Source organism: Anabaena cylindrica UHCC 0172 (genome assembly GCF_034931625.1).
In the GTDB taxonomy this organism is placed as follows: Bacteria; Cyanobacteriota; Cyanobacteriia; order Cyanobacteriales; family Nostocaceae; genus Anabaena; species Anabaena cylindrica_A.
In genome coordinates this window covers 1-14,864 of sequence record NZ_JAYGGY010000001.1, presented here as the reverse complement: position 1 = coordinate 14,864, position 14,864 = coordinate 1, and the positions used below count along the sequence as shown (strand labels likewise).

Here is a 14,864-nt window from a genome sequence, read left to right as displayed (position 1 = left end):
GTTAATTCTTATTGTCTGAATCAGGATTTACAGGATTTTAGGATTTACAGGATTAATTTTGATTGTTTTTTATGTAGTTTGTTAATCTTGTTAATCCTTATTGTCTGAATCAGGATTTATAGGATTTCAGGATTTACAGGATTAATTTTGATTGTTTTTTACTGGAGTTTTTTAATTTTGTTAATCCTTATTGTCTGAATCAGGATTTACAGGATTTTAGGATTTACAGGATTAATCTTGATTGTTTTTCATGTATTTGTTTAATCTTATTAATCCTTACTGTCTGAATCAGGATTTACAGGATTTTAGGATTTACAGGATTAATCTTGATTGTTTTTCATGTATTTGTTTAATCTTGTTAATCCTTTAATCCTGGGTATCCTGATTCAGACAATTAATCCAAATTTGATTTACGGATAAATTAAGATTTTATACGTTTCTGCTGTGGGTGCGATCGCTTGGTCTACGGCTTGTGATAAATTTTCCAAGGGATAGCGATCGCTAATTAAGGCTTTCACATCAATGCGGCGATTAAATACTATATCCGCAGATAGGCTTTGCAGACGGTAGGATGAGCTATAACTACCCATTAAGTCTATTTCTCGACGGTAGAGAGTATTAGGGTTAATGGGAATGGTTAACTCGTCAGGAAACTCAGCGAAAAAGAGAATTTTTCCACCTTTGCGAGTACAGTCTAAAGCTTGAAAGAATGCTTTATCACTGGGAACAGCTAACAAGGTGACATCTACACCCATACCCCCAGTTAATGCTTGAATTTTGGCGGGTAAATCAGGATCTCGTGCATCGAAAGCGGCTTCTGCTCCTACTTCTAGAGCCTTTTCAATTCTAGAGGGAAGTAAGTCAGTTGCGATCGCTCTAGCACCAAAATATTTCACCAACATCATAAACATTAACCCAATTGGTCCCGCACCAGTAACTAACACAGTTTGTCCCGGTGCGATTTGAGCCTTTTTCACTGCTTTTAAACAGCAATTAGTTGGTTCAACAAAACTCGCCTCTTCAAAACTAATATCATCAGGAATGGAAATTAACCCCCCATTTTCCACAATGTGTCCTGGAACTTTCACATACTCAGCAAAACCGCCACCACTGGCGTTAAAACCTGCGGTAGTGGAGATATTTTTATAAACATCGCACATAGAAAAATTATCATTTAAGCAATAGGAACAACGCATACATGGTATATGGTGCATCACAGCTACCCGTTGTCCTACCGTCCACCCCTTCACATTAGCACCTACAGATGCGATCGTTCCCGCCGTTTCATGTCCAAAAATGCGTGGTGGTTCATACAGGGGATAACGAATTTTTTTAATATCTGACTGACACAAACCCACAACCCGCACCTGTACTAGCACTTCATCTGCTTCTAGAGTAGGAACAGGGATTTCTTCGTAGGATAATTGATTTACGCCTCTAAAAACTTGTGCTTTCACGTTAGTTTCTTATAGTTCAACGTTACTAGATTTAACACTTTGTGGTGAACTTTAGGTTATGGAAGTGCGGATTTTTTCGATAAATCCTGGTATTTGGTTACTCAGTTTATCTAATAATTGGTCAAAAGTGAGAGGATTTCTTTTATAGTTTTGGGATTGTGTTAGTAAGACTTGAATCATTATTTCAGGGTATTCTGCAAATATATCATTAAGAAAATCATCTGGTGACTGTGCTTTTACATTCCAAGAATTTAAATCTGGTTTCTGAAAATCTTTAATATTTTTGGTAACGATAATTTCTGCTTTAGCAACTACAGCAGCAGCTAGAACATGACGATCTTTAGGATGATTCGTCATTAGTTTTTCCAGTTGTACATCTACTTCAACCATAGCTTCTGGAAAAGCTGTTTTCATAACATTCTCTAACTTTCTTGCTTTCTCAACAGAGAGATATTTTTTATTTATGAGATTTCCTATTGCTTCATCTAGGATTTTTTGTGACCAATAAGGTAAATACAAACCAGTCTCAGCAGTAGAAAGCAAGGTATCTCGTAAGTACATTGGAAATAAAACACAGGCATCCAAGATAACATTAGGCATAGGGATTTAACTGTTTTACTTAGTCTTCATAATCATAAAGTCCAGCTTCTTCCGTTATTTCTATAAGTTCCTGTAAACTTTTTCTCCGCGTAATATCTCGATCTTCCTTGTATTTCATTAAATCACTAAATCTCACACGTCTATGAGTTCCTACCATAATGTAAGGAAGTTCACCCTGTTCTAATAACTTAATCAGATAGGGACGTGAAACATTTAACAAATCAGCCGCTTGTTGAGTTGTGAGTTCTGGATTGTATGTAATTATAGATACATAATTGCCTAATGCCATTTCACGGACAATTTCACGTAATACATTAAAAACAGAATCAGAAACAGCGACTTCTTGACCATTAGCTACTAATCTTAGTTGACTATTTGCCTGTTTGAGTAATTCCGCAAGTTGTTTTATAGCTTCGGTTTCATTTTCTGTAACGATGTTAGAAACAGTAGATTTATTTTGGTTAGATAGGAAGGTAGTCATAAAGATATTTTTGGGATTTTTTTCATTATATTACATAAACGCAATAAACGAAACAGATGATCCATCACTTAGTCATACTAATTTTATATGAGGCGGCACATAATCATCAAATTGATCACATCATCTGTATTCCATCTGTGTTTATCTGCGATTAATTAATTATGATTAGCTATTTTATACAACTTCATTTTAAATTGGTATAATCTGTAGGAATAGTAATAAAATATAGACAAACTGAATAGCAAACCTCAAGAGTTTTTAGTTGCTACCCAACCACCAACCCAAAGCCCTGTATAAAATCTTAAAATATTACCAAAACCAGCTTCCTGTAATAATTCCACTACTCTTATTTCTGAAATAGGAAAAACACCTTTTTTGATTGTTTCTAGTCCTTCTGTTATTTTTGTTGGGGTAATTCCCATTTGTTTCCAATAAACTTTGATGATAGAAATCATGCTTTCAAATTCCTGAGTACCTTTTTCACCAAAGATATCCACTAAAATAAAAGTACCTGATGATTTTAGACGTTGGGAAATATTTTGTAATAAAGCTAATTTACTGCCATCATCAGGGAGAAAATGCATTACTAAAATACAAGTTGCTGCATCATAAAAAGAATTCGGATCTAAATCATGGGTATATCCGGTGAATAATTTTATTTGTGCAGATAAACCATGCTCCTCTATTTTATTCTTAGCGATTGAAAGCATATTATTAGATGGATCTACACCTAGCATCTGCCACTGTGAATTACCTTTACCAAACTTGACTAATTCCATACCACTACCAGCACCCACTATCAACAAATTAGCTTTTTCTGGTAAATTTGCTCCTAAAACAGATAATGCCATATTGTGCATTACCTCATAACCAGGTAAAGCCATTTGAATCCTCGTGTCGTATTCATTGGTAGCAACTGGTGGATTAGAATCAAAATTTATAGTTTGTTCTGCCATTATCTTTTCAATAACCCAGTATTAGGGGGCTAACCGAGAAAAAACCTCAGCGTACCTCCGCGTTTACCTCAGCGCCCCTCTGCGTTTAATCTTACCTCTCTATCGCCTCTTTAACCCACTGTTGCAAAGTATTGACAACTTCCTCAATCGGGATTTCTTGAGATTCACGGGTTGCGCGTTTTACGACTTCAACTTTACCGTTAGTAATAGCTCTACCTGTGACAATTCTAAAGGGAATACCGATTAAATCAGCATCTTTGAATTTAACACCTGCTCGTTCATCACGATCATCTAGTAAGGTTTCTACACCAGCTTGATTGAGTTCTGTGTAAAGCTGTTCTGCAACTGCGATTTGTTGGGCATCTTTAATGTTAGGAATGGTGACAATGGCGTGATAGGGTGCGATCGCAACTGGCCAAATTATGCCATCCTTATCATAGGATTGTTCAACTGCTGATTGTGCCAAACGAGACACACCTACACCGTAACAACCCATAACCAAAGGCTTCTCTTCCCCTTGTTCATTAGTATAAGTTGCACCCATAGCCTGGGAATACTTTGTCCCAAGTTGGAAAATATGACCAGCTTCAATGCCTCTAGCCGTTTGTAGGGTTTGGTTTGAGTCGTGCAGAGAGCGATCGCCTAATTTTGCTTTCCGAATATCTACGGTTAATTCAGGTAATTTAAATTGCTCACCCCAATTTGCACCAACTACATGAAAACCGCTTTCATTTGCACCAGTGACAAAGTTTTTTAATTCAACTGCGGTTTGATCAACCAAGCGCACAAATTGGGAATTTACCTGTTTACTGCCACTAATATAATCATCAGCAACATCTGGCGCAATATAACCTAAAGGTAAAGTTTTCGCTGCCCAGGTTGCAATTGTTTCACTAGTAGGTACACTAAAAGCAATAATAGCGTTTGCACCAAATTGAGAAGCTAATTTAGTTAATTCATTTTGTAACTTGACTTCATTAACTTCTTGATCTCCGCGAATATTTACCAACACCAACACAGTCAAACCGTTATCATAGACAATTTGATATAAAACGTTTTTGACAATTTGAGTAGGAGAACATTTGAGAAAATTACAAAGTTTTTCTATTGTATCTGTTCCTGGAGTTTCCCTTTTTTCATAAGCTGTAAAAGGTGAAGTTTCAGCATCAGCAGCAAGAGAAACTGCTTTTTCTACATTCGCTGCATATTTACCATCTTCAGTGTAGAGAACTTCATCTTCTCCAGCATCTGCTAACACCATAAATTCTGTTGAACCAGAACCACCAATAGCACCAGAATCAGCTTCCACAGCCCGGAAAGCTAAACCAGAACGTCGCAACATATTACTGTATGCTTTGTACATATCCTGGTAAGTTTTTTTCAAACTTTCTTCATCAGCATGGAAAGAATAACCATCTTTCATGATAAATTCTCTACCGCGCATTAAACCAAAACGGGGACGAATTTCATCACGAAATTTAGTTTGCAGTTGATATAAATGCAGAGGTAATTGACGATATGAGCGAATCATATCACGGGCAACTGTGGTAATTACTTCTTCATGAGTGGGGCCAAGTCCTAATTGTTGTTCCCTTCTATCAACCAGGGAAAACATGATTCCCTCAGCTTTAGTATATGTATCCCAGCGTCCTGATTCTTTCCATAATTCAGAGGGTTGTAGTTGAGGTAATAAACATTCTTGTGCGCCGGTGGCGTTCATTTCTTCCCGCACAATTTGGGAAACCTTTTGCAAAACTCGCCACATTAAAGGCAAATAAGCATAAATACCGCTACCAATGCGACGAATATAACCTGCACGCAGTAACAATTTATGACTAGGAATTTCCGCATCAGCAGGATCATCCCGGAGTGTAACGAATAACATTTGTGATAATCGCATTGTTTTTACCTTTACAAAAGCACTAATTTATCATACTAGGCAGTTTTGCTTTATTCAGCCCTCAATTATAGCAAAATTGGCTGATTATTCAACTTCACCTGTAGCAAGATACCACAAAGTAACGAGATTATAAATTATGAGTAAAGAAAGTAAAAGATGTAAAATAAAATTATAAACATAGTTCTGATTTGACTATCTTATGAATAAGTCTGCTTCTGGCAATAACCAGGATTTTTTCCGGCAGCTTGCTACCTTAGCGGCTATTGTTGGTGCTTTTGTGATTAACGTATTATCCAATATTTTTCCGCTGAATGGAATTAATATAGGAGAAATTTCTAATACTGTCTTTAAAGAAGTCTTGATTATTCCAGCTAACTATGCTTTCGCTATTTGGGGACTGATTTATTTAGGATTGTTTGCTTTGGGAGTTTATCAATTTCTTCCTAATCAAAAAACCGATTCTGATTTATGCAGGACTGGATATTTATTGGTAATTGCTTCTGTTGCTCAAAGTATCTGGGTGTATTTGTTTCTCTCTAAACTTTTTGCCTTTTCTATAGTTGCTATGTTAGGGATTTTGATTCCCTTGATTATTATTTACCAGCGGTTAGAAATTGGCAGAAAGCGTGTAAGTAAAAACAAAAAGCTGTGTCTTCATGTACCTATTAGTATCTATCTGAGTTGGATTAGTGTGGCGACTATTGTCAATGTAGCTTCTGTACTGTATTTTTATGGTTGGAATGGTTGGGGCTTTACTAACGAGATATGGACTGTAATTATGTTGTTGGCAGCAGCAGCGATTACTAGTGTTATGGTCATACAGTACCGGGATATTGCTTATGCTGGGGTAACGATTTGGGCAGTGATTGCGATCGCTCTCAAACATTGGGATAATCCTGTAATCAAGTATGCAGCCTTGCTTTTGGCAATTGTCCTCATTGTGATTACTATCATTAAAAATCCACGGCTGGCCGGTAATGGGTAAAATATTAGCCTACTACTATAAAAACAGATGACACAGGGCAAAATATTACTCAAACCAGGCACATTGTGGGCAAAAGTCAAACAAACTACAGCACACGCTTTACAATGCAGAGCATTAAAATCTATCCCGACAGAATTTGAATTTATCGAACAAGATGGGGTTAAGTTTTTGGTGCGGATATTATCGAACTTAAACCGCAAACAAGCAGCTAAGAAAAAGCAAGATCAACAAACGGCTAATACTGGTAAAGAGTTTAATCCTTTCTTACCTTATGAAGAAGATTTGTTTGTAGCAGATATTTCTGATACTCACATTTGTATTTTAAATAAATTCAATGTTGTTGATTATCACCTGCTGATAATCACCCGTGCCTTTGAAGAACAGGAAAGCCTACTTACTGTAGAAGATTTTGCAGCAATGTGGGCTTGTCTAGCTGATTTTGATGGTTTAGTATTCTACAATGGGGGTAAAATTGCAGGTGCTAGTCAGCGACATAAACATTTACAAATTTTACCTTTTTCTCAATCAGAAATTCCGATTACGCCACTTTTAACAACAGCTAAGTTTCAAGATTCTATTGGGACTATACCCGGACTTCCGTTTTTACACGCTTTCACTACTCTCGATTTGCAAGCAGGAGTAGAAGTAACTTTCACAAAATATCAAACTTTACTGGCAGCGGTGGGTATTGAAGCAGTTGGGAATAATAGACAATCTGGGGAATATAATCTTTTAGCTACGCGAGAATGGATGTTAATAGTACCGCGTTTTCAGGAAGAATTTGAGTCAATTTCTGTCAATTCTTTGGGTTTTGCCGGTGCTTTGTTGGTGCGAAATGCTGAACAAATGCAGTTACTCAAAGATATAGGGATAATGAATGTTTTGAAAAAAGTCGCTTGGCCGATGAAATAGGGTGGAGTTTAAACGCAGAGGGGCGCTGAGTTAAGCGCAGAGGGACGCGGAGGAGGTTATTGTTGGGATGACGATATTATCTCTGTAGTTGGTGAAAAAATAAGGAAATTTATTTATGGAATCTCTTGATTTAAAATGGATTCGCGCTCAGTTTCCGGCATTAACGCAAACGATTGACGGACACCCGGCGATTTTTTTTGATGGACCTGGTGGTACTCAGATACCTGGTTCCGTGCTTGATGCTATGGGTGATTATTTGGTCAGGTCTAATGCCAATGCTCATGGCTATTTTACTACTAGTGTGCGAACTGATGCGTTGATTATTTCTGCTCGTGCTGCGATCGCTGATTTGTTAGGATGTGATCATGATGAGGTGGTATTTGGTGCAAATATGACCACTCTCACTTTTGCTGTTAGTCGTGCTATTGGCCGAGAACTGCAACCAGGTGATGAAATCATTGTGACTTGTCTTGACCATGCAGCCAATATTTCTCCCTGGAAGGCTTTGGAAGAAAGGGGTGTAAATATTCGCACGGTTGATATTAATGTTGCCGACTGCACCTTAGATATGAGCGATTTGGAAAGCCAGATTAATTCACGCACAAAATTAGTAGCAGTGAGTTATGCTTCCAATGCAGTAGGGACAATTAATGATATTGCTAAAATAGTAAAATTAGCTCATGCTGTTGGTGCTTTGGTTTTTGTTGATGCAGTCCATTATACACCTCATGGGTCTATTAATGTTCATCAATTAGATTGTGATTTTCTCGCTTGTTCGACTTATAAATTCTTTGCTCCCCATGTCGGTGTTCTCTACGGAAAACGAGAACATTTAGCACGATTTACACCCTACAAAGTAAAACCAGCCTCAGAAGAAGTACCCTCCCGTTGGGAAACAGGAACTTTAAATCATGAAGGTTTAGCAGGAGTAGTCGCAGCAATTAATTATCTAGCAAAATTAGGTTGTCATGTTTCACCAACTTTAGATAATGAATTACTTTCGTCTTTAATAGAAGCTGATAGAGAAGGTTTAACTACTTTTCATTGTCCTAGTTTTCTCACTTTATCTGCACAACCTAATCATGAGTTAGCATCAGCTTATCATAGTCGCCGCGCCGCTTTAATAGCTGCAATGTCAGCCATTCAACAATATGAAAGAGAATTAAGTAAAAAGCTAATTTCTGGATTGTTAGAAATTCCTGGTTTAAGAGTTTATGGTATTACTGAACCTAGCCAATTTATCTGGAGAACTCCCACAGTTTCTATCACAATTGAAGGACGAACACCGGCAAATCTAGCCAAAATTTTAGCAGAAAAGGGAATCTTTGCTTGGCATGGTAATTTCTATGCTATTGACCTTACCGAAAAGTTAGGTGTAGAAGCAAGTGGTGGGTTACTCAGAATCGGATTAGTACACTACAACACAGTAGAAGAAATTCATCAACTTTTGTCAGTGTTAATTGAGATATAAACTCTCTCGAAATACGAAAAAATCAATGTTAAGTGATGATAAAAAAAGGGGAAAGTAAATCGACAAATTTACATTTCTCCTCTTTTTTGTATTTATAGCCTTTCCTATTCTCATGACGCACAAAATCATCTGCGTACCCTGCGGGAAGCAAGCTATATCTGCGTTTATCTGCGTTCCATTTTTACTACTTGTAGTACCTCACTGGAATGGGAATTGCTATATTTTGCATTTACTCCCTATTGACAATACTCAAATGAATTTTGTCCGACATTTTTCTCTAATTATTCAATCCCAGTTTTGCAGCTACCATCTACACAATAGGCAGATTGATAGGTGTCTCCACGCTTGCCGAACAGGGCGTAGCGATGATCCCGGATTTGTTCATAAAACCTATCTCCTGCCCATTTCATCCCCGGTAAGGCACGATAAGCTTCTACAAATACACTGCCTAGTGGTAATAATCGCCCAATCTCTTCTGCTGCGTTGCTGCCTTGCCAACGTTTTGAGGGATCATTTTTATCAATTAAAATCATTCCTTGTTCACAATCTTGAATAGTTATTCCCCATTGAGATAGCATTTGTTCATCTTGCATGGAGATGTATCTAAATAGCTTTCCTTGGTCTAAAGTTTCGAGCAACTGCACTAAAGTAACGCAGAGATTACATTGACCATCATAAATTATGCTGTATTTCATATAAATCCTATATTTTTCTGAAGAAACTTCAATTCTGTTTTGATATTGAAACGGGCTAATTCTTCAGCAGATTCTAACATTAATGGTGTCAAGTAGATAGATGGACGTTGTAAAAAATGCTCTAATACTTTTCCTCTCCCTGTTATATATTCAGTTTCTGAAACCCAAGCGTATTCTTGGCGAATGGCTTGGGCATATTCTTGGTATTGAATGGGAGTAGCTGCTAAGATTGCTAAATCTGCATCAAGTAAAACCTGACCATCTATATCATCTGCTTGATGATTTTTAGTACACAAAATTAGACGGTTAATTTGAATAATATTAGTAGCTGGAATTGCTAAAGTTTTTAGCATATTAGCCGCATAATCAGCACTTTTTTCTTCATTATCTGGGGCATGAGTGTCATATATTACATCATGAAACCAAGCTGCCAGTTGTACAGAAGGTAAATCTTGGACATGGGTTTTAAAAGTCTCAATTGTGTTAAGGACAGAGTGAATGTGTTGTAGGGTGTGATAGTAGCGATTGGGGCTAGAATAAACTGAAACGAGGTTATCAAACGCTTGATTTGCCGTTATTTGATCAACACCAAAGAGTTGGAGTGTATGCTGCCAATGAGAAAATAAGTAATCTGTGATATTTTCAGTTAACATTCTTATTCCGAAAAGGTTATGTTTGATGATTTAAACTGCACTGCTAACTTCTATTATTAATACTCGTAGCCATTCATAATCAGGTAGATTATGTGTGCTTTGATGCCAACGCATAAACACCGAAAATCCTGCCATTGGTAGAGGTACTGGCAGAAGTTTCAAGGATTGGCTCTGGGAAAATGTTAGGGCGACTCTTTGAGGTAAAGTTGCAACTAAATTACTTTCAGCGAGAATAAATGGTGCTATGAGAAAATGCGGTATTGAAAGAGCAATGTGTCGTTGAAGATTTTTTTGTGTAAGTAACATATCAACACGTCCAACTCGATCTTCTTGAATAGAAACTAGTAAATGAGATTCTTTGAGATAGTCTTCTAAGGAAAAATTAGTGCCAATGTTGGGATGATCCTGACGGCACACACAACTATAAACCTCATGAAACAGAAGCTTTTCTTTGTGCCAGGAAATTTTTTCCGGAAAAAGTCCACACGCTAAGTCAATTTCGCCAGTATCCAGTAAAGAGAGCAGTTTTTGACGATCGCCTGTTTTGATTTGCAAGCTGATGCTAGGAGCTATTATTTGTACAGTTTTTACCAATTTTGGTAACAATGTAAATTCTACATAATCTGACATTCCAATCGTAAAAATGCGATCGCTCGTTGCTGGGTCAAAGTTGGGCTGATCTAATAGGGTTGATTGAATTTGTTGCAAGGCGGGGCGTAATTGTTGAGCAAGAGCCAGAGCTTTGGGGGTTGGGCTTAATCCTGTTGTTTTCCTGATAAATAATTCATCCTCCATCAAACTCCGTAACCGAGCCAGGGCATTACTTGTCGCTGGTTGACTTAACCCTAATCTGAGAGCGGCACGAGTGACGCTATGCTCAGTCATTAGAGCATCAAAAACTACCAGCAAATTTAAATCTAGTCCAGCAAGATTGATGTGGTGAATGTCACTCATATAAATTATCCATTGGACAAATATATGATGCCCGATCCAAGATGAAATTACACTATGGTCGTAATTTAGGACAGCGATTTAAATGAGCAAGCAGATTTTAATGATTGTCGCCAACCCTTCTTTATCAACTACTTTGGGCGTACCTGTGGGGTTTTGGGCATCAGAACTGATACACCCTTACGGTCAACAGGTGATGCCATTCCGCATTGAAGACGAAGCCAAAAAATTAGGCGCTGACTTTATCACCAAGGAAGCTTTCACGCCTCATGCTGTCAAAGATGGAAATCTGATCACTGGACAACAACAAAACTCTGGCACAGAAACCGCCAAACTGGTATTAAATGCGTTGAGCATTACAGGAGCCTAATTATGAAGATTGCATTTATTGGTATTGGACAAGTAGGTTCTGCATTGGCAGGTCAATTAGTGGCGTTAGACCATACCATAACTATTGCTGCACGCGATCCCAACTCAGATAGTGTCAAAACGGCTTTAGCCAAATATCCCGCATTACAAGTTGCATCTCCCCAAGAAGCGATCGCTCAGGTGGATGTAATTTTTTTAGCTACTCCATTTACTGCTAACCAAGCAGCTTTAGCGGCAGTTGGTGATTTATCGGGCAAAATTTTGGTTGATTGCACTAATCCAGTGGGCGCAAATCTGACTCACGGACTCAAAAGTGAACAATCCGGTAGTGAACTTGTTCAAAGTTTTGTACCCAATGCCAAAGTAGTCAAGGCATTCACGATTTATGGGTTTGAAAACTTTGAAAATAATACCTACCCTGGTTATGGCAACCTCAAGCCTGTCATGTTAATTGCTGGGAATGACACAACCGCAAAGCAAGTAGTTTCCACACTCTGCCAACAGCTGGGTTGGGAGGGTATTGATGTGGGTAATCTTTCCATGAGCTTACATCTAGAACACATGACTCTTCTGTGGATTCAGATGGCCAGAGTTCAAGGTTGGGGAGCTAATTTTGTGTGGGCGATGCTGAAAAGGTAAGTATACTAAAAACGGGTTAAAAGTGTCATTAGTCCTATTATGATACTGATGATGAGGAGTAAAAATAATGCGTAAGTGGATTGTTTTTCGGTCACAGAAGCGTCAACCAGGTTGGCAAGAGAGAAAATATGCTCACACAGGTTCTCTGACGAAAACTTTAGCTGAACATTATGATTGTTCAGACCGTCCATTGCCAGAACCTGGATATCGTCCCCCAGAATTTATCCGTGTTGACCAGTTTGCTGACCCCCAGTATCCCCAGGGCTGTTTCATTCCCTAAAAGGCTTGCAAATGCAAGAGTCTAGAAGATGAAAAATAAGCTTGGCATTCAATCTTAGGCATCAAAATGGTCACCAATTTATGACTTTTGCTCTGATATTTATTGCCAATCATATTGACAAAATACATACCTTATCGAATGAAACAGCCCTGCCAGTATCCCGAAGCTAAGACTCATTATCGCCTCAGTGATTGGGAAGTAACCAGCGTAGAAACTTATACTCCTGATATTCCGGTCGGCATGGGTTTTGACATGATTGTAATTTGTTACTGCAAATATGCACCTATCAATGCCCCACTCCAGCCAATGCCTGAGCGACAAGTATCTCTTGATTCGTTTAACGGTGATCAGTCGGCTTATAGTCAGTGGTTGGAAGAAGTGAAAGAACCGGCTGAGGTCTAGTCACTGCCCAGTTTTTATTGTTAATTCGATTGCCTAAGCTTCCTGCTTTAGGCATTAACCTATCAAGAAAAAGGGCTATTTCCAGGATTTGGAGATGCCTGGTTTCACTACATTATTAAATCTTGTGTTCACGATGATTTGCTGCTTGCAATAATAATGATTCAGCAAATGCGATCGCAGCGTCCGCAGTAGGCATCTCTGAATTTGCCGATTTCCCTCCACTTAACTGTGCTAATTCTTCCCGACGGGTACTTAAATTATCTAAGCTGGTAACTCTGACAACTGTGCGCTGTTCAGTACTAATATTGTTATTAATCACTTGTTTATCCACCCGAAAATGATGATCTGCCATTGCTGCTACTAAAGGCTGGTGAGTCACACATAATACTTGATAACTTTGGCTGAGTTGGTGTAATTTTTCAGCTATAGCTTGAGCAACTCTTCCCGATACACCGACATCAATTTCATCAAATACCATTGTTTCTGCGCCATCATTTTGATTAAAACAAGCTTTCAACGCTAGTAAAAATCTGCTCATTTCCCCACCGGAAGCAATTTCTGTGAGCGGTTGTATGGGTTCACCGGGGTTAGGGCTAAACATAAATGTGATTTTATCAGCACCGGTCGCCGTGGGGGAAGTAGGAACAATCTCCACTTGAAACTTGACCTTATCCATTGCTAAAGGCTTGAGTTCAGCCAACAAGTGCGATTCTAAACTAGCCGCAGTTTGGCGACGTAGTTGGGTTAATTGTTGACTAACTTGGTTAAGATGCCGTAAACAAACCTGTTCTTGCTGTTCTAAGGTTTCTATAGATTGTTCGCTGTTGTTGAGTTCAGCTAATTCTATTTGAATACGTTCATAATATGCGATCGCTTCCGTGAGAGTCGGGCCATATTTACGACAAATTTGTTTTAATTCCCGAATCCGTTCCTCAACCTCTGCCAACCGTTGTGGATCTGCTTCCAACCCTTCCCCATAAGCACTAATTTGTCTTCCCACTTCCATCACAGTTGTGACTGCATCCCGCACCAATTCCAACAGAGGTTGTAGTTGGGAATCAAACTCCACCATATTAGTTAATGTTGCGTCACTGTCCCCCAATAAATCAGAAGCAGTTGGGGTTTCATCTTCATTTTGATACAAAGCCTGATAAACCTTGTAGCTCATTTGTTGCAAATCAACAACGTGATTGAGGCGTTCCCTTTCCTGTGTCAATAATTCCATTTCCTGGACATCACTGAGATTTGCTGCACTCAATTCTTGCACTTGATAGGTGAGTAAATCCAGTTGTTGCAAGCGTTCCCGTTCCGAAGTGCGGCGTTTTTCTAAAGTTTGGTGTGCAGTATGGTATGCACTAAAAGCAACAGCAACTTTTTGGCGATGCTGCATCAAAGAGTCACCACCATATAAATCTAACCAATCTCTGACTTGAGCCGATTGTCCCACTTGTAGGGTTTGTCCTTGGGCGGTAATTTCCACCAAGCGATCGCGCAGACTTCCCATAATTTGCCGATTTACCAGCACCCCATTTATCCGTGATCTAGTGCGGATATTACTTGTAGTCGTACTGATTTCTCGACTAATTATTACCGAATTATCATCAATTAAATCAATTTCCTGTTCACTCAACCAAGCCGTCAGGAAAGGATCAATACTAAAAGTCCCTTCCACCAAAGTGCGGCTAGTCCCCGTGCGAATCACGCGACTAGACACTTTCCCACCTAAAACCGCATCAATCGCATCTAAAATAATCGACTTCCCAGCGCCGGTTTCCCCTGTCAACACATTCAAACCAACGCCAAACTCCAATTCTAGGCGATCGATGAGGGCAAAATTCTCAATTCTGAGGCACAGCAACATCAGGCTAAAATCTCCGTGAGGGTTTAGGTAAAAAGCCAACAATGGCGAGTTAACAGCACGTACTCTTGATTTTAACAACATCAGCAAGTAGATATAGCATTTCCTAGTCTAATGAAGGACAAAATTATCTGCGTTTATCTGCGTCCATCTGCGTTTAATTATTACTGCTTGTAACTCACTTGAATGGGAATTGCCATATACAGCACTTCCCGCTGTTATGAGGTACAGTTAGTAATAATAAAAAGATGATTT

The 14,864-nt window shown here is 38.7% G+C and carries 16 protein-coding genes; 7 read left to right on the top strand and 9 right to left on the bottom strand.

Features of this window, described 5'->3' with window-relative positions; genetic code table 11:
• Positions 1-410 precede the first annotated feature (410 nt).
• The 5 genes from VB713_RS00080 to VB713_RS00060 form a co-directional block, all read right to left on the bottom strand.
• Complete coding sequence (locus VB713_RS00080) at positions 411-1,457, bottom strand: zinc-dependent dehydrogenase (protein WP_323309552.1); 1,047 nt, start codon at positions 1,455-1,457, stop codon at positions 411-413.
• Between the two features lie 51 nt (positions 1,458-1,508).
• Positions 1,509-2,057, bottom strand: a complete 549-nt coding sequence (locus tag VB713_RS00075) for a PIN domain-containing protein (protein WP_323309551.1) — start codon at positions 2,055-2,057, stop codon at positions 1,509-1,511.
• A gap of 19 nt (positions 2,058-2,076) precedes the next feature.
• Positions 2,077-2,538, bottom strand: a complete 462-nt coding sequence (locus tag VB713_RS00070) for a helix-turn-helix domain-containing protein (RefSeq protein WP_323309550.1) — start codon at positions 2,536-2,538, stop codon at positions 2,077-2,079.
• A gap of 248 nt (positions 2,539-2,786) precedes the next feature.
• Positions 2,787-3,494, bottom strand: coding sequence for a class I SAM-dependent methyltransferase (locus tag VB713_RS00065; RefSeq protein WP_323309549.1), 708 nt, complete (start codon positions 3,492-3,494; stop codon positions 2,787-2,789).
• A 91-nt stretch (positions 3,495-3,585) separates the two neighbouring features.
• Positions 3,586-5,394: a proline--tRNA ligase gene (locus VB713_RS00060; protein ID WP_323309548.1), complete on the bottom strand. Its 1,809-nt coding sequence runs from the start codon at positions 5,392-5,394 to the stop codon at positions 3,586-3,588.
• Positions 5,395-5,593: 199 nt separating this feature from the next.
• Here VB713_RS00060 and VB713_RS00055 point away from each other — a divergent pair, with 199 nt between their 5' ends.
• The 3 genes from VB713_RS00055 to VB713_RS00045 all read left to right on the top strand — a co-directional run bounded on the left by VB713_RS00055 (position 5,594) and on the right by VB713_RS00045 (position 8,762).
• Complete coding sequence (locus VB713_RS00055) at positions 5,594-6,379, top strand: tryptophan-rich sensory protein (protein ID WP_323309547.1); 786 nt, start codon at positions 5,594-5,596, stop codon at positions 6,377-6,379.
• A gap of 27 nt (positions 6,380-6,406) precedes the next feature.
• Complete coding sequence (locus tag VB713_RS00050; RefSeq protein ID WP_323309546.1) at positions 6,407-7,291, top strand: ATP adenylyltransferase family protein; 885 nt, start codon at positions 6,407-6,409, stop codon at positions 7,289-7,291.
• 115 nt (positions 7,292-7,406) lie between these two features.
• The gene (locus tag VB713_RS00045; RefSeq protein ID WP_323309545.1) at positions 7,407-8,762 is read left to right on the top strand and encodes a cysteine desulfurase-like protein; all 1,356 of its coding nucleotides are present in this window, start codon (positions 7,407-7,409) and stop codon (positions 8,760-8,762) included.
• 281 nt (positions 8,763-9,043) lie between these two features.
• Here VB713_RS00045 and VB713_RS00040 read toward each other — a convergent pair whose 3' ends face one another.
• Genes VB713_RS00040 through VB713_RS00030 form a run of 3 tightly spaced genes read right to left on the bottom strand, consistent with a single transcriptional unit; the run spans position 9,044 to position 11,064 of the window.
• The gene (locus VB713_RS00040; protein WP_323309544.1) at positions 9,044-9,457 is read right to left on the bottom strand and encodes a thiol-disulfide oxidoreductase DCC family protein; all 414 of its coding nucleotides are present in this window, start codon (positions 9,455-9,457) and stop codon (positions 9,044-9,046) included.
• The gene (locus VB713_RS00035; protein WP_323309543.1) at positions 9,454-10,110 is read right to left on the bottom strand and encodes a hypothetical protein; all 657 of its coding nucleotides are present in this window, start codon (positions 10,108-10,110) and stop codon (positions 9,454-9,456) included. The genes VB713_RS00040 and VB713_RS00035 overlap by 4 nt, the downstream gene beginning before the upstream one ends.
• Positions 10,111-10,140: 30 nt before the next feature.
• Positions 10,141-11,064: a LysR family transcriptional regulator gene (locus tag VB713_RS00030; RefSeq protein WP_323309542.1), complete on the bottom strand. Its 924-nt coding sequence runs from the start codon at positions 11,062-11,064 to the stop codon at positions 10,141-10,143.
• Positions 11,065-11,146: 82 nt separating this feature from the next.
• Here VB713_RS00030 and VB713_RS00025 point away from each other — a divergent pair, with 82 nt between their 5' ends.
• The 4 genes from VB713_RS00025 (at position 11,147) to VB713_RS00010 (ending at position 12,751) form a co-directional block, all read left to right on the top strand.
• Positions 11,147-11,431: a hypothetical protein gene (locus tag VB713_RS00025; RefSeq protein ID WP_323309541.1), complete on the top strand. Its 285-nt coding sequence runs from the start codon at positions 11,147-11,149 to the stop codon at positions 11,429-11,431.
• A 2-nt stretch (positions 11,432-11,433) separates the two neighbouring features.
• Complete coding sequence (locus tag VB713_RS00020) at positions 11,434-12,069, top strand: NADPH-dependent F420 reductase (protein ID WP_323309540.1); 636 nt, start codon at positions 11,434-11,436, stop codon at positions 12,067-12,069.
• 67 nt (positions 12,070-12,136) lie between these two features.
• Positions 12,137-12,349: a hypothetical protein gene (locus VB713_RS00015; RefSeq protein WP_323309539.1), complete on the top strand. Its 213-nt coding sequence runs from the start codon at positions 12,137-12,139 to the stop codon at positions 12,347-12,349.
• 138 nt (positions 12,350-12,487) lie between these two features.
• On the top strand, positions 12,488-12,751 hold the full coding sequence (locus VB713_RS00010; RefSeq protein WP_323309538.1) for a hypothetical protein: 264 nt from the start codon (positions 12,488-12,490) through the stop codon (positions 12,749-12,751).
• Between the two features lie 115 nt (positions 12,752-12,866).
• Here VB713_RS00010 and recN read toward each other — a convergent pair whose 3' ends face one another.
• The gene (recN, locus tag VB713_RS00005; protein WP_323309537.1) at positions 12,867-14,612 is read right to left on the bottom strand and encodes a DNA repair protein RecN; all 1,746 of its coding nucleotides are present in this window, start codon (positions 14,610-14,612) and stop codon (positions 12,867-12,869) included.
• Positions 14,613-14,864 lie beyond the last annotated feature (252 nt).